The 18,947-nt window shown below is 66.1% G+C and carries 15 protein-coding genes; 3 read left to right on the top strand and 12 right to left on the bottom strand.

The features are described 5' to 3' along the window. Positions 1–4: 4 nt before the first annotated feature. Both ACOGW9_RS15255 and ACOGW9_RS15250 read right to left on the bottom strand, forming a co-directional pair. The gene (locus ACOGW9_RS15255) at positions 5–1,477 is read right to left on the bottom strand and encodes an amidase (RefSeq protein WP_419912754.1); all 1,473 of its coding nucleotides are present in this window, start codon (positions 1,475–1,477) and stop codon (positions 5–7) included. Between the two features lie 75 nt (positions 1,478–1,552). Beyond that, on the bottom strand, positions 1,553–2,368 hold the full coding sequence (locus tag ACOGW9_RS15250; RefSeq protein WP_419912752.1) for an enoyl-CoA hydratase-related protein: 816 nt from the start codon (positions 2,366–2,368) through the stop codon (positions 1,553–1,555). Between the two features lie 151 nt (positions 2,369–2,519). On the opposite strand from ACOGW9_RS15250, the gene ACOGW9_RS15245 reads away from it, so the two are divergent. Beyond that, the gene (locus tag ACOGW9_RS15245) at positions 2,520–3,260 is read left to right on the top strand and encodes a dienelactone hydrolase family protein (RefSeq protein ID WP_419912750.1); all 741 of its coding nucleotides are present in this window, start codon (positions 2,520–2,522) and stop codon (positions 3,258–3,260) included. 60 nt (positions 3,261–3,320) lie between these two features. Then, positions 3,321–4,055, top strand: a complete 735-nt coding sequence (locus ACOGW9_RS15240) for an SCO6745 family protein (protein ID WP_419912748.1) — start codon at positions 3,321–3,323, stop codon at positions 4,053–4,055. A 9-nt stretch (positions 4,056–4,064) separates the two neighbouring features. Here the strand turns inward: ACOGW9_RS15240 and ACOGW9_RS15235 are convergent, their stop codons facing one another. After that, positions 4,065–5,165, bottom strand: a complete 1,101-nt coding sequence (locus ACOGW9_RS15235; RefSeq protein ID WP_419912746.1) for a zinc-binding dehydrogenase — start codon at positions 5,163–5,165, stop codon at positions 4,065–4,067. 177 nt (positions 5,166–5,342) lie between these two features. On the opposite strand from ACOGW9_RS15235, the gene ACOGW9_RS15230 reads away from it, so the two are divergent. Beyond that, entirely contained in the window at positions 5,343–8,774 is a 3,432-nt protein-coding gene (locus tag ACOGW9_RS15230) for a carboxyl transferase domain-containing protein (RefSeq protein WP_419912744.1), read from the top strand. A 36-nt stretch (positions 8,775–8,810) separates the two neighbouring features. Here the strand turns inward: ACOGW9_RS15230 and ACOGW9_RS15225 are convergent, their stop codons facing one another. The 9 genes from ACOGW9_RS15225 to dpdK form a co-directional block, all read right to left on the bottom strand. Continuing rightward, positions 8,811–9,167, bottom strand: a complete 357-nt coding sequence (locus ACOGW9_RS15225) for a hypothetical protein (protein WP_419912742.1) — start codon at positions 9,165–9,167, stop codon at positions 8,811–8,813. Between the two features lie 188 nt (positions 9,168–9,355). Then, positions 9,356–9,943: a hypothetical protein gene (locus tag ACOGW9_RS15220; RefSeq protein WP_419912740.1), complete on the bottom strand. Its 588-nt coding sequence runs from the start codon at positions 9,941–9,943 to the stop codon at positions 9,356–9,358. A gap of 101 nt (positions 9,944–10,044) precedes the next feature. Beyond that, on the bottom strand, positions 10,045–10,194 hold the full coding sequence (locus tag ACOGW9_RS15215; protein WP_419912738.1) for a hypothetical protein: 150 nt from the start codon (positions 10,192–10,194) through the stop codon (positions 10,045–10,047). A 1,329-nt stretch (positions 10,195–11,523) separates the two neighbouring features. Then, positions 11,524–12,615, bottom strand: coding sequence for an IS630 family transposase (locus tag ACOGW9_RS15210; protein ID WP_419908107.1), 1,092 nt, complete (start codon positions 12,613–12,615; stop codon positions 11,524–11,526). A 308-nt stretch (positions 12,616–12,923) separates the two neighbouring features. Continuing rightward, positions 12,924–15,479 carry a CaiB/BaiF CoA transferase family protein gene (locus tag ACOGW9_RS15205; protein ID WP_419912736.1) on the bottom strand — a complete coding sequence of 852 codons (2,556 nt, stop codon included), beginning with the start codon at positions 15,477–15,479 and terminating at the stop codon, positions 12,924–12,926. 28 nt (positions 15,480–15,507) lie between these two features. Next, on the bottom strand, positions 15,508–15,744 hold the full coding sequence (locus ACOGW9_RS15200; protein WP_419912734.1) for a hypothetical protein: 237 nt from the start codon (positions 15,742–15,744) through the stop codon (positions 15,508–15,510). Beyond that, entirely contained in the window at positions 15,741–16,028 is a 288-nt protein-coding gene (locus tag ACOGW9_RS15195; protein WP_419912732.1) for a DUF3467 domain-containing protein, read from the bottom strand. Before ACOGW9_RS15195 ends, ACOGW9_RS15200 begins: the two co-directional genes overlap by 4 nt. Positions 16,029–16,279: 251 nt before the next feature. Continuing rightward, positions 16,280–18,430, bottom strand: a complete 2,151-nt coding sequence (gene dpdD / locus ACOGW9_RS15190) for a protein DpdD (protein ID WP_419912730.1) — start codon at positions 18,428–18,430, stop codon at positions 16,280–16,282. Further along, positions 18,421–18,942 carry a phospholipase D-like domain-containing protein DpdK gene (dpdK, locus tag ACOGW9_RS15185; RefSeq protein WP_419912728.1) on the bottom strand — a complete coding sequence of 174 codons (522 nt, stop codon included), beginning with the start codon at positions 18,940–18,942 and terminating at the stop codon, positions 18,421–18,423. The genes dpdD and dpdK overlap by 10 nt, the downstream gene beginning before the upstream one ends. Positions 18,943–18,947: the final 5 nt, after the last annotated feature.

Below are 18,947 nucleotides of genomic sequence, written 5' to 3'. Positions count from 1 at the left end.
ACTCTCAGGCGTCTGCGTGCACCGGCGGACGGCGTTGAGCCCACGGTGCGACTTGTTCCAACTGGGCTGCCACGCGCAGCAGCACGTCCTCACGGCCGGGCGCTGCCACGAGTTGCACGCCGATAGGCAGGCCTTCGGGTGACATGCCCTCGGGCGTGCCCAGCGGCACCGAGATGGCCGGCTGCCCGCTGACGTTGAACTGCGGCAGGTACGGCGTGACCTTGGCCAGTCGCTTGGTGAGCGTGCGCTCGTCACCCTCGACGAGAAAGCCGACCGGGGGCGGCACGACGCCCAGCGTGGGCGTCAGCAGCAGATCAAAGCCGTCGCCTTGACCGGGCTCGGCGTTCCACCACCGCACGATCTGCCGCGTGAACTGATGCAAGCGCTCCCGGCTGGCCAGCAAGTCCGGACCGCTGATCTTGGTGCCGCGCTGGTAGTTGATCCATGCGACTGGCTCCATGTCGTTCTCGGTCCAGGGGCGGCCGAGCACCCCCTCGTAGGACCGCAGGGTCGCAGTTGCGCTCGCCCGCATGATCCGGACGTAGTCGTACATGTAGTCATTGGTGGCCATCGGCTCGGGCAGTGCCGGGGAGACCCGGTGCCCGAGGCTGTCGAGCAAGCCGGCTGCCGCATCGGCCGCTCGCGTGCACAGCGGATCAGTTGCTTCGAAGGGGATCGTCGAGCTCACGCCGATTCGCAGCGTGCCGGGGTGCTGGCCGACCTCGGCGACGTAGCCGGCTGCGGGTGCGGGATGCGCCGGCACGTACGGGTCGCCGGGCTCGTGACCGGCGAGCACATCGAGTGCGAGCGCCGCGTCGCGCACGGTGAGCGCAACGGCACCATCGGTGGTGCCGCCTCCCCAGCCTTCACCCGCCGGGGCGCTGGAGATCCGGCCACGAGAGGGCTTAAGGCCGACGAGGCCGTTGGCGCTGGCGGGGATGCGGATCGATCCGCCGCCGTCGCTGGCGTGGGCGATGCGCACGATGCCCGCCGCGACCGCAGCCGCCGCGCCGCCGCTCGAGCCGAGCACGGTGTGGTCGGTGTTCCATGGGTTGCGACACGGCCCGTACAGCGCTGTCTCGGCAGCGGCAGGGCACTGCCCGCCGCCGAGCTCAGGACTGTGCGAGTGCCCGATGCTGATGGCGCCCGCTTCGGCCAGCCGGCGAGCAACCGCCCCGGTCTCCGGATAGCGGTAGTTGAGCTCGGCCAACCGGCGGTTGCCCTGGTAGCCGGGTTCGCCCTCGGCCGGGCAGAACAGGTCCTTCAGCGCAGTCGGCACACCAGCCAGCAGCCCTCTCGATGCCCCGCCGGCATCAAGCTCAGCTGCCCGCTCTCGCGCTGTGGCATACGTTCGCTCGACGATCGCATTGATCGTCGGGTTCACCTGCTCGCAACGGGCAATGGCCTCGTCGACCGTCGTCGTGGCGTCGGTCTCGCCAGCCCGTACCTGCTCTGCCAACGCGGTCGCGTCGCTCATCATCACCCCTGTCGTAGACGGGCTCCGGCGCGTCGGGGCCGAGCCGTCAGCGGTGCAGTCTCGCGCAGCGGTTGATCAGCGGCCTTGCCAGTTGGGTTGGCGCTTTTCGGCGAATGCCCGGGGGCCTTCCTTCACGTCCTCGCTGGCCATCAGGCGGGCCACCGCCGGATACGGGTGATGGAACGCCTCGCCGAGCGGCATGTCGAGCCCGCGCATCGCCGCCTGCTTGGTGGCCTGGATGGATAGCGGCGCGCACCGCATGATGTCGTCGATCAGCCGGTCAGTGGCAGCGTCGAGCTCGTCGTAGGGCACCACGTCGTTGACGATGCCCAGCTCCAGCGCACGCTGCGCGCTCATGGTTCGGGCCGTCAGCAGGTACTCCATGGCCAGCTTCATCGGGATCTGCCGCGGCAGCCGGTGCACTCCCCCGCCGCCGGCATACAGGCCGCGTAACGGCTCGGTCAGCCCGAACTGGGCGTGGTCTGCTGCCACCACCAGATCGCACGCCATGGCTACCTCGAACCCTCCGCCCAGAGCCACGCCGTTCACTTGGGCGATCAGCGGCTTGGGATAGTCGAAACGCTCGATCAGCCGCGTGACCTGGCCCATCAGCTCACGATCCGCTGCCTGGGTGGCCTCGTCGGACTGGCGGATCATCGACAGGTGCTTGAGGTCGCGGCCGGCACAGAACGCCTGCCGGCCCACCCCGGTGATGACCATCAGCCACACGTCGTCATCGGCGGCGGCGTGGTCCAGGATGTCGGACCACTCCTTGTGGGCCGGGGTGTTGATGGCGTTGCGCACCTCGGGCCGGTTGATGGTGATGCGGGCCACACGCGGCCGGATCTCCTCGTAGACGAAGTACTGCGGTTCGAAGTCGAGTGCCTGCATGGCCCGGGATCGTATGCCGGTCACCGGCTGCGATCAGCGGAGGTCGCACCCAGAGCAGCACTGCCGTCCCGAAGGCACTACACAAGAGCCGGCGCACGTTGCCGCACGTTGGCAGGCGAGGTGCCGCCAACCGAGCTTCGAGGAGGCAGCAATGTTCGAGGACCACGTCTCGATCGACACCGGCGAGGGCGAGATGAGCACGTTTGTCGTGCATCCCGAGCCGAGCGAGCGGCGTCCGGGGCCGTTCCCGACGGTGCTGTTCCTCATGGACGCGCCCGGCAAGCGGGAGGAACTCCACGACATGGCCCGCCGCATCGCCACCGTCGGGTACTACGTGCTGCTGCCGAACCTGTACTACCGCGATGTCCCCGGCTTCATCGTGCAGCGTGACGACCCGGCCAGCCGGCAGTTCATGTTCGAGCTGATGACCAACCTGTCCAATGCGATGGTGTCGCGTGATGCCGCAGCCCTGATGCGATATGCCGACGCCGACCCGGCTGCCAGCATCGAGCGGGTCGGCACGACCGGCTACTGCATGACCGGGCCGATGGCGATCTGGCTCGCCGCGGACTACCCCGACACCATCACCGCCGCCGCATCGATCCACGGCGTCCGGCTGGCGGTCGACGCCAGCGACTCGCCCCACCTGCGGGCGCCGGACATCCGGGGCGAAGTGCTGGTGATGTCGGCCGAGCACGACGACTACGTGGACCGGGCGCACTACGACCGGCTCTGCAAGGCCTTCGCCGACGCCGGCACCGACGCGCAGACGTACTGGGTGGACAGCACGCACCACGGATTTGTCTTCCCGGAGCGTCCGGTGTACGACAAGCCGGCCGCCGAGCGCCACTGGGAGCTGCTGCTGGACATGTTCGCCCGCCGCCTGCACTGAGCCACACGGACGCCGGACCGCCCCGGCATGCGGGGCGGGGCGATGCCACACTGTCGCCCCATGGAGACACGTGAACTCGTCCAATCGGTGTGCCCGCCCATCGCTGCGCTGGGCTCAAGGTTCTATTTCGACCCCGGAACGCTGGCCCGCGGCAAGGAAGCCGGCCTCGACGGCTTCCGCCTGTACGTGCTGGGCCGCGGCGGTGTGCTCGGCGATGTCGAGGCCACGGTGGTGCACAGCGCCTTCGGCTACTTCAACCCAGCTCTGGTCGCCAAGATCTGGAATTCGGCCAAGGAGATCATGGCGCCGCGTGACGGAGGCCGTCTCTACATGGAGTGCGCGGGCGCGTTCGGCTCATCCAAGCTCGGCGGTGTCGCAGGTCTCGGCACGTTCAATGCCGCCGCCGACAAGGTGATCGACGCCGGACTCGTCGACAGTTCCGCACAGGCACTCTTCGCGGCAGTCGCATCCGAGCCGCGCAGCGACGAGACCGCAGCCCGTGCATTCCAGAACGTGGCCGTGCTGCGGGAGCTGCGTGGCAGCCTGCACCTCGTCGCCATCGTGGCTTCGGGCCTGTCGACCGAGATGGCTCACCGGGTGCGCCGGCCCGACGACGTCGAGATGTTCGGCTGGACGAGTGATGCGCAGGTCACCGACGAGCATCGTGCCAAATGGGAGACCGCCGAAGCGCTCACCGACGAGCTGATCGCGCCGATCTACAGCGTGCTCGACAGCGCCGAGGCCCAAGCGCTCGCTGACGGCATCGCCGCCATCGAAGCCGCGCTCGCCGAATAGCACCGCCAGTCAGTCGAACACCAGGATGGAGCGGCCTGCGATCCTTCCGTTCTCGAGGTCGTCGACTGCCTGGCCGATGTCGTCAATCGCGTAGCTCTGCGTCACCAGCGAGTTGAGGTCGAGGCTGCCGTCGGCGTGCCACTCCAAGAATCGGGGGAAGTCGACGGCCGGTTCGCAGCTGCCGCCCAGGCTGGAGATGAACGCCCGCTCGCCGATGAATAGGTGCAAGGTGTCGAGTTCGAGGTTGCGCTGGGGCACGCCGACGAGCACCGCTGTTCCGCCGCGGCTCTGGCCGAACTCGCCTGCTCGGGTGGCCTCGTGGATCTGGGCCATCGTGCTCTGATGCCCGATGCAATCGAAGGCGAAGTCGACACCGCGAAGCGGCTGACGCCGGATGTCGAAGCGGTGCTCGTCGGTTGTGAGCGCCCTGATCTCTTCGACGGGATCGCCGTGAGAGGCGTTGACGCCATGGGTGGCTCCGAAGCGCTTCGCGAAATCCAGCTTCTCCTCAGAGAGGTCCACGGCGATGATCGGATCGGCCCCGACGAAGTTCGCCGCCGCAACTGCGGATAGGCCGACTCCACCGACACCGAAGACGGCCACGCTGTCCCCGGCCTTCACTCCGGCGGTGTGGAGCACCGCACCGGCGCCGGTAATGACCGCGCAGCCGATGATGCAGGTGGCCTCCACGTCGATGCCCTCGGGCACCTTCACCACGAACATCTCATCCGCGATGGTGTGAGTGGCCCAGGTGAACACGTTGATGGAGGTTGCCGTGCGGCCATCGTCGAGATCGAGCCGCAGCGGTCCGCCCCGGCGGCGCGCGCTCTCCCGGTCTTTGGGCACCCAAGTGACCATCACCGTGTCACCCGGCGCAAGACCGGTCACGTCGTCGCCCACGGCGACTACCTCGCCGGTGGACTCGTGGCCCAACACCTGCGGCGCCGCCCGCGGGTTGTGAATGGTGTGCAGCTGGCTGTGGCAGACACCCGACGCGTACTGCTTCACCACCACCTGATGACCGCGCGGATCGGGCAGCGTCACGTCCATCACTTCAGGTCCGGCACCAGCCTCCTGCGGGATGACAACAACTCTGGCGTCGACGGGCATCGCACTCCCCCTCCTTGCGCTGCCCCGCTGTCTAGCTGGTGCAGGCGCACAGCGCCGCCTCGGTCGAGGCCGCTGCCGTGGGCATCGAGCCGGGTTCGCACCTAGCGTTAGTCGGCGAATCGTGATGCAGCGCGGTGTTGCGTCGGGAACCGCTGTGACACAAGGGGAAGGGCATCGATGGGCCTCAAGAAGCTGCTGATTGCGAACCGCGGCGAGATTGCCGTGCGGGTGGCGCGGGCGGCCAGCGAGCTCGGCATCGGCACGGTTGCGATCGCCGGAGACGACGACGCTGCCTCGCTGCACACACGGGTCGCAGACGAGTCGGTCACGCTCGACGGCCGGGGTGTCGCGCCCTACCTCGACGTCGACCAGGTGATCAGTGCCGCTGCGGGGGCCGGCTGCGACGCGATCCATCCCGGCTACGGGTTCCTCGCCGAGAACCCGGCCCTGGCGCTTGCGTGCAAGGCCGCCGACATCACCTTCGTGGGGCCCAGCGCGCTCCAACTCGAGCTCTTCGGCGACAAGCTCGCAGCGAGGGCACTCGCGCAGCAGCACGACGTACCGCTGCTGCCCGCCACGTCCGAGCCGACATCGGTCGAGGCCGCACAGGCGTTCTTCGCCGAGCACGGGCCGATGATGATCAAGGCCCTGGCCGGGGGCGGCGGGCGCGGCATGCGCGTGGTGCGCTCGGCGGGCGAGCTCGAGGCGGCCTATGAGCGCTGCGCCAGCGAGGCTGCCGCCGCGTTCGGCAATGGCGATCTCTACGTGGAGCAGCTGATCGAGCGCGCCCGCCACATCGAGGTCCAGATCATCGGCGACGGCGAGTCGGTTGCCCATCTGGGCGAGCGGGAATGCACGCTGCAGCGCCAGAACCAGAAGATCGTCGAGATCGCACCCTCGCCCACGCTCACGCCCGATACCCGCCAGGCGGTGTGCGACGCCGCGGTGGAGATGGCCAGAGCAGTCGGCTACCGCAGCCTGGGCACCTGGGAGTTCCTCATCGACGCCGACGACCCGAGCACGATCGCCTTCTGCGAGGTCAACGCTCGCATCCAGGTCGAGCACACGGTCACCGAGGAAGTCACCGGCGTCGATCTTGTGGCCGCGCAGTTGCGGATCGCCGGCGGCGCCCGCTTGGCCGATGTGGGGTTGGTGCAGCCAGACGTGCCATCGCCGCGCGGGTACGCCATCCAATGCCGCGTCAACACCGAGACGATGCAGCCAGACGGCACTTCGCGCCCAAGCGGTGGTGTGCTCACCGCCTTCGAGCCCCCCACCGGTCCAGGGCTACGCACTGACACCTACGGCTACGTGGGATATGGCACGAATCCCAGCTTCGACTCGCTGCTCGCCAAGGTGATCGCCTACAGCCCGAGCCGTGACTACGCCGACGCGGTCCGCCGTGCGCGCCGGGCCTTGGGCGAGTTCCGCATCGACGGCGTGGCCACGAACCTGGGGTTCCTCGCCGCGCTGCTCGACCGGCCCGAAGTGACCAGCAACGAGCTCACCACCAGCTTCGTGGCCGATCACGCCGAGGCGCTGTGCACGGCTGCCGCCCAGGCGGCATCGGTCTGGGCGCCTGCCGAGCCGGCAGCCGCCGCTGGCGCCGGCGGACGGGCTGGTGCGACTGTCGGAGACGATCCGCTGGCCGTGCTGCACCACGGCGACATCGACGACGCCCCTGCCGACCGGGCTGCATCCGACGCTGTTCGGGCTCAGGCCATGGCTTCGGGAACGGCCTCGCTCCACGGCGTGCCGGTGGCGACCGTGACCGGCCCCGACGGCAGCATCGCAGTTGCGGCTCCGCTGCAGGGCACGATCGTCTCGCTCGCTGTCGCCGAAGGCGACCCCGTCGCCGAGGGCCAGCAGGTCGCGGTGATGGAAGCGATGAAGATGGAACACGTCGTGACCTCGACGGTCACGGGCATCGTGCGAATGCTGGGCGTGGCGCCTGGTGACACGGTGTACGAGGGGCATTCGTTGCTGTTCGTCGAGGAGGCCGAGGTTTCCGTGGAGCTCGCCGAAGCAGCCTCCTCGGTCGATCTCGACTACATCCGGCCCGATCTGGCCGAAGTGTTCGACCGCCGCGGCTTCGGCCTCGACGAGAACCGGCCCGACGCCGTCGCGAAGCGTCACGGTCGAGGCCACCGCACCGCGCGCGAGAACATGGCCGACCTCGTCGATGCGGGCACGTTCGTGGAGTACAGCCCGCTGATGGTGGCTGCGCAGCGCCGCCGCCGCTCGATGGAGGACCTGATCGCCAACACCCAGGGCGATGGCATGGTGGCCGGCGTGGCCAGCGTCAACGGCGACCTCTTCGGCCCCGAGCAGTCTCAGGCCATGGTGATGTCCTACGACTACATGGTGCTGGCGGGCACCCAGGGCGGGAACAACCACCGCAAGAAGGACCGTATGTTCGAGATCGCCGAGCACAACCGTCTGCCGGTGGTGCTGCTGGCCGAGGGCGGAGGCGGCCGGCCGGGCGATACTGACGGCATCGGCGGCTCGGGCTTGGACTGCTGGGCGTTCACCTTCTTTGCCCAGCTCAGCGGCTTGGTGCCGCTGGTGGGCGTCACCAACGGTCGCTGCTTTGCGGGCAACGCGGTGCTGCTGGGCTGCTGCGACGTGATCATCGCCACCGAGGGCTCCAACATCGGCGTCGGCGGCCCCGCCATGATCGAGGGCGGCGGCCTGGGCGTGTTCCGTCCTGAGGAAGTCGGCCCGGTCGACGTGCAGTGGCCCAACGGCGTCATCGATGTGCTGGTGGAAGACGAGGCCGCGGCGATCGTGGCCGCCAAGCAGTACCTGTCGTACTTCCAGGGCTCTGTCGACGAGTGGGAGTGCCACGACCAGCGCGAACTGCGGCACCTGGTGCCCGAGAATCGCCTGCGGGCCTACGACGTACGCGACATCATCGACAAGCTTTGCGATGTGGATTCGGTGATGGAGCTGCGACGCGGCTGGGGGCCGGGTTGCGTCACGGCGCTGGCACGAATCGAAGGACGCCCGATCGGCGTGGTGGCCAACAACAACCACCATCTCGGCGGCGCGGTCGATGCCGACACCGGCGACAAGGCGGCTCGCTTCATCCAGCTCTGCGACGCGCACGACATCCCGCTGCTGTTCCTGTGCGACACGCCGGGGATCATGGTGGGACCCCAAGCCGAGTACGAGGCGACGGTGCGCCATGCGGCCCGCATGTTCGTGACAGCGGCCAACGTGACGGTGCCGTTCATGACCATCGTGCTGCGCAAGGGCTACGGACTGGGAGCCCAAGCCATGGCCGGCGGCAGCTTCAAGGCGCCGACGTTCACCGTGTCATGGCCCACCGGCGAGTTCGGCGGCATGGGCCTCGAGGGCTTCGTGAAGCTGGGCTACCGCCGCGAGCTCGAGGCCATCGAGGATCCCGAAGAGCGCATTGCGGAATACGAGAAGCGAGTCGCCCGCCTGTACGAGCAGGGCAAGGCCGTCAACACGGCCACGTTCTTCGAGATCGACGACGTGATCGATCCCGCCGAGAGCCGCGACTGGATCCGCATGGCGCTGCTGGCAGCTCCCAAGCAGCCCCCGCGCACCGGCAAGAAGCGCCCCATGGTCGACACCTGGTAACGCCCGAGGCTGCGGCCGGAACGCCGCAGGCGGGAATCAGGCGAGGAGTTCGGCGACGGCGAGTTCGGCTATGCGTTCGCCGTCGTAGCCGAGCAGTTGACCGAGCGACAGTCCGACGGCCAGTTGTCCTGGACTCAGACTCCAATTCGCGACCGCCATCGGACGCTTGCCCTGCGGACAAACAGTCACAGACACACGCCAGCTCTTGGGGGGGCTACTGCCGCTCGGTTCGGCCGCGAGCGCGTTTCGGACACGCGCCACAGTTTCTGAACCGACACCTAGAGCATCGATGACGGCTGCATCAAGCGCTTGGTGCGTCGAGTCATGCCCGCTGTCGGCCATGCGTTGAAATTCTTGAATTCGGCGTTCCTCAAACAGCACAGCGAGCGACATCGACCCATCGGGGGCACGCATGTTGCGCATCACACCCAAGGAGGCCTTCGGCCGGGCACCAACGTGATGGGCGACGTCAGCTGGACCCAAGCGTCAGCACGCTCGCGGTTGGACGGGTTACGCAAATCATGGATCGGAGCGTGCCGCGGACAATACAGCCCGGCATTGAGGGCGCAAGGCAGATGAGGTCACCTCAGGCTCACTCCCCAGAATGCAGTGTTGAACGCGCCATAGGAATCTGGGCCGATATCCACGCCCTGCGGTGTCAACCACATCGCCCACACTCCCGCCTTGACGGCATTCGCCGGTGGCATTACGGCGATTGCGCGCCGATCTTCTGTGATGTGGCACTCGTCCACAGCGATGGCGCACTCCGTCACATCGAGCACATCAGCATCAGATTCTGGTGTTCTTTCGAACCAAGTTATATCAAGCACATCCGGCAATGTGTACATCTGCCCAAAGCTGAGTTCCAGCAGGCCGATTTCGTTACCACCAGAAGCATCCAGATGAACGTCAAAGGTGCATACCGGAAAACTCTGTACCGTTGGCGGTGCCAAGGCTTGGACATAGCTTCGCGGGTAGCTCCAATCAGCCTCAAGCAGCCTCGCCCGACACTGACGCCCCGACCGCGATGCCACAATTAGTGATGGTACCGGAATGTCTGAATCCTGCATTCCCGACACCGATTCGGCCGACTCGACAACACCCTTAGCGCTTTCACGTTCTGCACCTTCGATGTATGGAGACTGCACGCAACCCACCGGCAATAACATACATACAATTGCCGAGAACCGTAGTAGCAAGCCGAGGTGACCGTTCCGACCGGCGTGAAGTCGTCTAACCAAGACAGTCTGCCCGCACGTCCAACTCGCAATCAACCGGTAAGACCCTCGGGATAGGTCAAGGTCAAGCATTCCTCTACCGTCAGGTCCTGCGCATCGCGCACGATCTGCGTCGAGTTATTCCACATGCCAGCACGGCGGATCCCCTCCAAGGCTTCATACAACCCCGGACGGTCGCTCATCAACGTAAGCGGAAGCTCTGGGTCTGTGACTATCCAAATCGAGGGGGCACTTGTACATGCGACTTCATGTACCCAGCCCACGCACGAAATGCCTTGGCGAGAATATAGATCCGACTTGACAGTCTCGTCTCGCCACGCGGCACATGCGCGAAATAGTTCAACCGCGGTCAAAACATCGACAAGAAAACAACGCTGTGCTGATGAGTTGTAGGTTTGTCCCCGAAACCATCGCAGGAGTGGAGCGGACTCTGCAGCCTTTTTCTCTAGGCCAAGCTCTTGCAGATTCAGCGCGGATATATTCTCGCTCACCTTGCGATGGTTCAAGAACGATAGCCAACCCGGATAGCACATGTAGACCATTGCATCACCGGGATTTCGCGACAGCTGCTCAATTATGGCCGATGACCAAGCAGGGTCTAGGTACCCTTCACCACCATGGTCAGACGCCATCGCAAGGAATCTGTCATTGGCACGGCGATGAGGAGGACTCCATTCATCCACCAATTGACTACAGCGAACTTCGTGAACAGCCATGCCGGATATGTAGTGTCTCCATGGGCCATCTCGAGTACATTTTGCACCCAATATCCTCTACCCTTAGTCGTTCGCGAGTGTCAACTTGATGATCTAGCATCGTTGGTGCGGCGTCTTGCTTCAATCTGGGTTTGTAATCTTTGTGTGAGGTGAGAGTGCCCTTTGGCGATAATATACGCCATTTCGCAGCTTCACATCACTAGCGACCAATGTGCGAAAGCGGCCTTGATGGTTGTCAAATTTGAGTTCCGCGGAATGGTACCATTCTGTCCGGTTCGCCTTACCTCGAATATACCAACCGGTAGCACTTTGCCAAGTTCCCCACCATCGTTGTGTTTGTAGTTTCACAGCTACACGAATATATGGAACCTTGCTAGCGCAACGGACTGCGCCCTTGCCCTTGATGTAGCTGCCTCTGCCTGAACGCCGTTTGCTCGATGAGAGATGGGGGTTATCTGCCCGCGTAGTACAGCCTGTTTCATCGTCATGAGTTTCAGAGTCAAGGTAGCAGCAGGAGTAGAACTCAGCGTCTCCGTCCTCGCCATCGGCGCTCTCACTCTCTAGGTTCGCCGACTCTCTGTTGAGATTCCGCAGGTACTTCTTGAATGATCTCTTTGCTGCCTTCGTGTCCAACTCGGACTGTTGGTCTGAAGATTCGTCGCCGCTGGTGGAGTCACTCGACGTCCCTTCGTCTTGAGCGCCAACGGGTTCCACGGTGATGGATAAGCAAAACACCATGACTAATGCCACTGATAGTTTTCTCTTCATTTCCGCTCCCATCCAAACGCTGTGCGGCTAATGGTGTGTCGCGGTTTTGTTTAGGGCGGTTCGGGCTCGTTTGACTTTGGCGATGATGTGTTCTGCGGTTTTGGTCCATCGCAGGGGCTGGGGGTCGTGGTTCCAGTGTGCTGCCCAGTGGTCGATGGCTTCTTTGAGGTCGGCGACGGAGGCGAACGATCGGGTGCGCAGGGCCTTGCGGGTGAGGATCGAGAACCATCCCTCGACGAGGTTCGCCCAGCTCGAGCTGGTGGGGGTGAAGTGCAGGTGCCATCGGCGCCGGCGGGGGTGGGCGAGCCATTTGCGGACGGGCTCGGACTTGTGGGCGGACACGTTGTCCAAGATGACGTGGACGTCGAGGTGGCGCGGCGTGTGCAGGTCGATCCATCTGAAGAACGCCAGAACGTCACCTCCGGTGTGGCGGCGGCGGGTCTGGTGGAGCACCTCGCCGGTGGCGACGTTGAGGGCGGCGAACAGGTCGATGGTGCCGTTGCGCTTGTAGTCGTGGGTGAGGGTGCGGTTGCGGCCCGGGCGCATCGGCAGCGACGGCTGGGTGCGGTCGAGGGCCTGGATCTGGGTCTTCTCGTCGAAGCTGAACACCACAGCCCGCTCGGGCGGGTTCACATACAGGCCGATGACGTCGGCGAGCTTCGCCTCGAAGTCCGGATCCGCGGACACCTTGAACACGTCCGCGAGCCACGGCCGCAGCCCTCGCTCGCGCCACACCCGGGCGACGAAGTCCTTGCCCACCCCGTGACGGGCCGCCATCTGGCGCGTCGACCAGCACACAGCGCCGTCGGGCGGCTCGCCGGCGAGCGTGTCGGCCACGATCGCCTCGACCACCCCGGCGGGCACCGACGGCTTGCGGCCCCGGCCCGGCGCCACCGCCCCCAGCCCTTCCACGCCCGAGCGCCCGAACTCGTCGCGCCAGCGGCGCACCGTGTCCTGATGAGCGCCCATCCGCCGGGCCACGCCCCGCACCGACCCCCCGTCGGCCAAAGCCAAAAGCGCCCTCGCCGGCCGCACCCGCCGCCACGGCTCACAGCCCGAACGCGACACCCGCTCCAGCGCAGCACGCTCCCCAACCGACACCACAAATCCCGAAGTCACACACCCAACACTACGCGCCCCAACCAAATCAACGACGAACCACTAACGAACGCAACCTACCACGCTTCCGCTGGCTCAGGTGCGTAAATCGGTGAGCCGATGTGCGGAAATGCCTGTAGCTCAAGATCCACACCAGCGGAGTTCGGGGAGCAACTCGACGAGGCGGCCGAGCTGCGTGCCGACATCGGGCGACGTTAGCTAGCTGTAGATATACTTATGCACGGTGTCGATATAGGGCTACAGCTAGGCAGCGACATCGGGCGGCGAGCCCGAGTCCGTGCCCATGACGCACCCCAGCACCTCGATCGTTATGCAAGCAACTCGGCGACGGCGAGTTCGGCTATGCGGTCGCTGTCGTAGCCGAGCACCTCGGTGAGGATGTCGAAGGTGTGCTCGCCGAGCGTCGGGCCGCCGTAGGTCACCTGCGCTGGGGTGCGAGACAGCGCGAAGCGGGAGGCGTCCACGATGGTGGTGCCCTGCTTGGCGTGCGGAACCTCCACCTGCTGGCCCCGGTGGATCACCTGCGGATCGACGGTGTACTCCGGCGAGTTCTGCACAATGTGCGCGGCCACGCCGACGTCCTGCAGGCGGTGCATCAGCGCCACGCCGTCCTGTCCTCGGGCCCACCCGGCGATGATCTCGTCGAGCTCATCGTGGCGCGCATGGCGCTCCGCCAAGCTCAGATCGCCCAAGTCGCCGCGGCCCATCAGTGCAGCCAGTGACTGCCACTGGGTGTTGTCGACGCATGAGATCGCAATCCAGCTGTCGTCGGGCACGACAGCGTGGAACTGATCGCTGGCGGCAGTCTGGTAGACGCCCTGGGGCGCGATGTGCCGGTCGCGGTTGCCCACCCGGTGCGCCACCCGGCCGTTCACCGTGCGGTCGAGCACCGCCGGCGCCAACAGGTGCAGCGCCGACTCGGCCTGGGACATGTCGATGTACTGGCCCTCACCGGTGCGGCGCCGGTGCTCCAGCGCTCCCATCACTGCGGCCACCAGCCAGCGGGGCGAGGTGTAGTCGGTGTAGGCGCCGAACGGCCCGCACGGCGCCCGATCCGGCCAGCCCACTGGGTAGAAGAAGCCCGAGATCGCTGCGGCCATCGTTCCGAAGCCAGCCAGCATCGCCAGCGGCCCGGTCTGGCCCATCAGGCAGCTCGACGCCATGATCACGTCGGGCCGGCGCTCGCGCACCTGCTCCCAGCCCATCCCGAAGCCGGCCATGCCCTTCGGCGAGAACGACTCCACGATCACGTCGGCCCAGTCGATGAGATCCCAGATGACGTCTAACGCGGCCGGCTTGGACATGTCCAGGCAGATGCCCCGCTTGCCGGCATTCATGTTGTTGTAGAGCGCCGAGTACTCCGGGTCGCCGATGTCGTCACGGAATGGCTGCAGCGAGCGGGCAACCTCCAAGCGGGTTTCGGACTCCACCCGGATGATGTCGGCGCCGTAGTCGGCCAGCACCCGCGCCGCTGCGGGCCCTGCCATCGCCCACATGAAATCGAGCACCTTGACGTTCTCGAGAGGTCGTGCGGTCGAGGCCGTCTGGGCGCTGACGTCAGCGCCGGTGGCCTCGATTCGGGGCCGCGCCCGTGCCGGTGCGGCATCGGCAACGTCCAGCTCGGTCAGTATCTCGTCGGTGTGCTGGCCCAGCTTCGGCGGCGGACCGAGCGGTTGCATCGGCGTAGCACTGAAGCGCGCATAGCGGCCCGGGTAGCGCACCTCGGACGGGCCGCCGTCGCCGTCATCCAGATCCTGGGCGATGGTCTCCCAGTAGTCACGGGCGGCCAGCTGGTGCGAGTTCACCACCTCGTCGGCCGTCCACACCGGGGTGATCAGCACCCGCCGGCTCATGGCCGCATCCAGCAGCTCGGCCTTGGTCTTGGTGGCGAAGAAGTCGTGCAGGACCTGCTTCAGCCGCTCGTACTCCGAGATCGGCTCGCGGCCGTCGAGCAGCATCATGGCGTACTCGGTCCAGTTCTTGTCGCGGGTGGCCTCGTCGCAGAAGCCCTCCTCGCACACCCAGTCCATGAGGCTCTGCGTGAAGGCACGGAAGCCCGGCCCGAACAGGAACGTCACCGACGCATGCCCGTCCTTGCACGGCCACATCAGCTGCACATGCAGACCCTCCACCAGCACCCCGCCGGCGTGGCGGGTCGGCGGCGTCGCGCCCAGCGGTGTGGAGAGCGCGTACGACTGGCATGCCTGGTTCATGCTCTGCTGGGCCGACATGTCCACGTGCTGGCCGAGACCCGAAACCGTCTGGCGCTCCCACAGGGCGATCAGCGCAGCGCCCGCAGCCTCGGAGGCCGCATTGTGGAACGCCTGCGGGAACAGACCCCCGGTGCGCACCGGTGCCCGGTCGGAATCGCCGGTCATCGCCATGTTCACCGCTGAGGCCTGCAACGTCAGATCCGAGACAGCCCAGTCGGCCTTGGGTCCGTCGGAGCCGAACGGCGAGATCGACACGTACACCAGCTCGGGATTGATCTCCGACAAGGTGCCGTAGCCCAGCCCCAGGGCCTCCATCTGGCCCGGGCCGGCCGATTCGATCAGGATGTCGGCCGCCGCCGCTAGATCCCGCAGCGTGGCTGCGCCATCGTCGGTCGCCAGGTCCAGCACCACGCTGCGCTTGCCCCGGTTGTAAGCCCAGTGATGCAGTGAACGCTCGGGGCCCTCGACATCGCCGGCAAACGGCGCCAGCCGCCGGGCAGACGAACCCTCGGGCGGCTCCACCGCGATGACATCGGCACCCATCTGGGCGAGGATGGCCCCACACAGGTGGCCCCGCTCGTCGGTCAGGTCCAGCACCCGGAACGGGCTCAGCATCGAGGCGGTCGCAGAATCACTCGGGGCGTCAGGCATCCGCACATTTCAGCACGGACGCGCAGTGTTATTCGGATTCGGAGTCTCGTTGCGCCCAGAACTCTCGCAGGAGTTCTCGATCGCGCTCGTACCGCTGGGCCCGTTCCTCGATCTCCTGCATGAGAGCATCGAACTCTTCACGAGTGGGCGGCGTTGCGCGAATTGGTGTGAGCTCTGAGGCGGGCACCGTCACGAAGCGCGGCGTGCGTTTTGGGAATCGTCGCGGGAATCTCGACCGGCTCGGCTCGTTGGGCTCGGTGGTCATGATGCCTCCGTTGGCGATGGGCTCAGTTGGCCGTGCTCCGCCTCGTAGTCGCCGACACCGTTTGAGAGCATCCGAACGATATCGAACATAGCAGTGGGCGGAATCTTCACTCGGGCGGCGACAAGCTGAGAGTCGGCGCCGCGAATCGGGTGGGCCCAATGCGAGAGAAAGTCGAGAGTGAACTCGTGCGGCGTGTGCCAGACGCGCACGTCGCTCGCATGGACGCCGCCACTCAGCGCGTGCGTATCGAACATCAGATCAGGGTCCGTCGGGTCGTTCGGCATGCTGCGAACCATACGGCAGCGCCAACAGTGAATTCCAGTAAATTTCAATTAACAACCATCAGCAAGCCCACATCGACAGTGGCCGTTTCCACGCCACTGAGCGCGCGAGCGGCAATGTGACCACTGCTACTCCAACAGTTCGGCTACGGCCATCTCGGCGATGCGGTCGCCGTCGTAGGCGAGCATCTCGGTGTGCAGCTCGAACGTGTGCTCGCCGAGCGTTGGCCCGCACTGCAAATGCGTAGGAGTGTTCAGACAGCGTCTGCAGCGCGCTCAAGGAGGCCCCGCACGAGCGATGTCGCCCCTCGGCCGTTCACCCTCAACAGCTTGTCGCCCGGGCCTGCCGCTGTCTCCAGCGCTGCGACGGCCGCGTGCTTCGCATGACTGGTTTGCACAACGACCACATCGCAGTTGCGGGCCATGGCTTCGAGTCGGTCGCTGTTGACGTGGTCATGCGCAAGCGTGACGTTGGTACCAGGCCATTGCTCCTCAATCCACTGGCGCGCTCGCATCGCCGCCGACTCCGCCAGTGAGTAGATCCCAACACGACGGAATGGATGCTGGCGGCGGCGGCCTTCGCCGCTGACGGGGTCAGACGGCGGCACCGGGAAGTCCAGTCCCGCCGCTGTGAACAGCTTTGCCAGCAGGATCGTTTGGGTTCCCGTCAGGCGGTCGAACCACTGCACGGCAACGCTGTGCGCAGCCGCCACCAGATCGCGTCGAGGCACCTCGTCCGGCACGGTCGAGAAGAGCAAGACATCCAGCGACTCAATCAGCCAGTCGGCTTCCCGGCTTCCGAGAGCCGAGAGCACCTGGTCGAGCGCTGTCGCAATATCGGCGAATTCGCCTGCTGCGCAACCGGCACGCAGAATCTCTTCAGCCAGCCGCAACCCAGCACGCCGCTCGCTGCGACCGCCGTCGCCTTCCAGCATTACGTCCAGGACGGTGACGGCCGGCCCCACAGCTCCGGGCAGCAGACCATCCGGGTCACAGAGCCACTCGACCAGAATCGGAAGTCCGTTGCGGGTCCGGCCGCGCTGATCACCCGCGAGAGCGTCCACCAAAGCCAGCACCATGCCGTCGGCCCAGCCTTCGTCCAGCATGGAAGTTCGGTCCCAGCCCGCGGCCCACTCGCTCAACACGTCGGGCCGGTCGGGCCAGTCGCCTGTCAGCCAGTCGGTCCAGTCGCGAGGTACATGCTGGCCAGCGTTGATGTCCACCAGTTGCTGGTACAGGTTCCGCTCCACGGCACGGTCAAGCAGCAAGTGTCGCTCCGCGCCGTCCAGCCCGTCCACCAGGGCGACAGCTCGTGCCGCCGACTGCGCATCTCCCAGATTGAACGCGGCATGCAGGACCGAGACCGCATCCTTGTCCTTCAGAGATGCGCCGCCAGCAAGATCCAATGCAGCCTCGAAGTCACCACGCTGGCAGAGCCCCGCAATCGTCGCTTGGGCCGGCGTGGACGCGACACTGGGGAGGCGAGCCAAGACTGCTGCGACGACGGGATCGGCATTCCACTCGGCCTCCAAGGCCTGACACACGGCATGTCGGGGTTCTGCCGCCAGCGACTCAGACAACGCCAAGCAACGCGCTGCGGCCACCGAGTCGACCTGGCTGGGGTGCGAGACAAGCCCTGGCCATTCGTCCTCGACAACGCCGGCGACCTTCGCCCAATCCACCACGGTTGCCACGTCGCCGCTCAGCCTTGGGGCAATGAACAGCGCATCGGCGGCCCGCGCCAGGTGCCCTGTAACCGCAGGTGGGCGCCGGAACTTCGCAATGTCTTTCAGATCAGGGTCGTCACGCATCTCAAGCGGCGAACCGAGCGTCCCGATGAGGTGAACTCGCAGGAACCTCACGTTGGCTGCCGAGAGCAGACTCCGCGTCCTGATCTCGTCAATCGCAGCCTGCGCAGCCGTCCTGTCACGCGCCCCCAGGGCCGCGAAAAAGTCTCGCAATACGCGCCCCACGGGACGTGGCACATCCATCCCGCGTTCCGGCGCGGATTGCCACACGTCAAGCATCGAACGGACGTTGGTGCGAGCTTCGCTGCGCCAGGTCGACTCGACATCGATCCTCAGGCACACGCCGTCCGGCGCGGCACGGCAAGCGGCCTCGTCCAGAGCATCGCCGCCGGGTCCCACCCGAATTGCGCTGTTTCCGACCGGTGGCGCAAGCCACGCCTGTACCTCTTCGGCCAGCAGTCGACCCTCCCGTGAGTCTGGCGCCAGTCCGTACCAGCGGGTCTTCCCTGCGGCCATCGCTGGAAGCAGCGTTCGCTTGCCAGCAGCCAACCTCGCTGCGAGCGTCCGCACCAAGCCAGCCGATTCCTCGGAGAGCGCAGCGAGATCCACCTCATTGGGCGGCCGGTAGAACGCTGCTACGTCGCTGCTTATGTCCATTGCGGCTCGCCCCAGCGCTGCTTATAGGCGGCGCGCGTGCGAGCGACCGTGTCGGGATCGCGGTTCAGGTGGACCGATTCCTCAAGACGTCGCAGGCCGTTGTAGGTGAGGTTCATCGATCCGCTCAGCAGCACCTCGTCGGCAAGTATTCCCTTCTCGTGCAACTCGGCTGACTCGCGGACTCGCAGCTGTCGCTCGGCCCCGATGCTCTGCGCCCTGCCGCGGATCTGATCCACGAACGCCAAGTTGTGTACATCCGGTCGGCACGCCACCACTACCCCGCCGCCCCGGGCCAAGTGAAGCTCAAGCACTTCACCAAGCCGCAGCCATCGCTTGGCCATCGTCGGCACCAGACCGCGGAACCGCCCGGAGCGGTTGTCAATCAACCGGACGTCGGAAATCCAAGGCGTCACGATCCACAGCGGACGACTGGGCAGCAGCAGCTCCGCCACAAAGAGGCTCGCGAGTGCGTCCGCCAGTTCCTCGCGCGACGCGAACGCAGCGGTTCTCATGCTCC

This window comes from Candidatus Poriferisodalis sp., assembly GCF_965203655.1.
Taxonomy (GTDB): Bacteria; Actinomycetota; Acidimicrobiia; order Acidimicrobiales; family Poriferisodalaceae; genus Poriferisodalis.
This window is presented reverse-complemented; position numbering and strand designations above follow the sequence as displayed.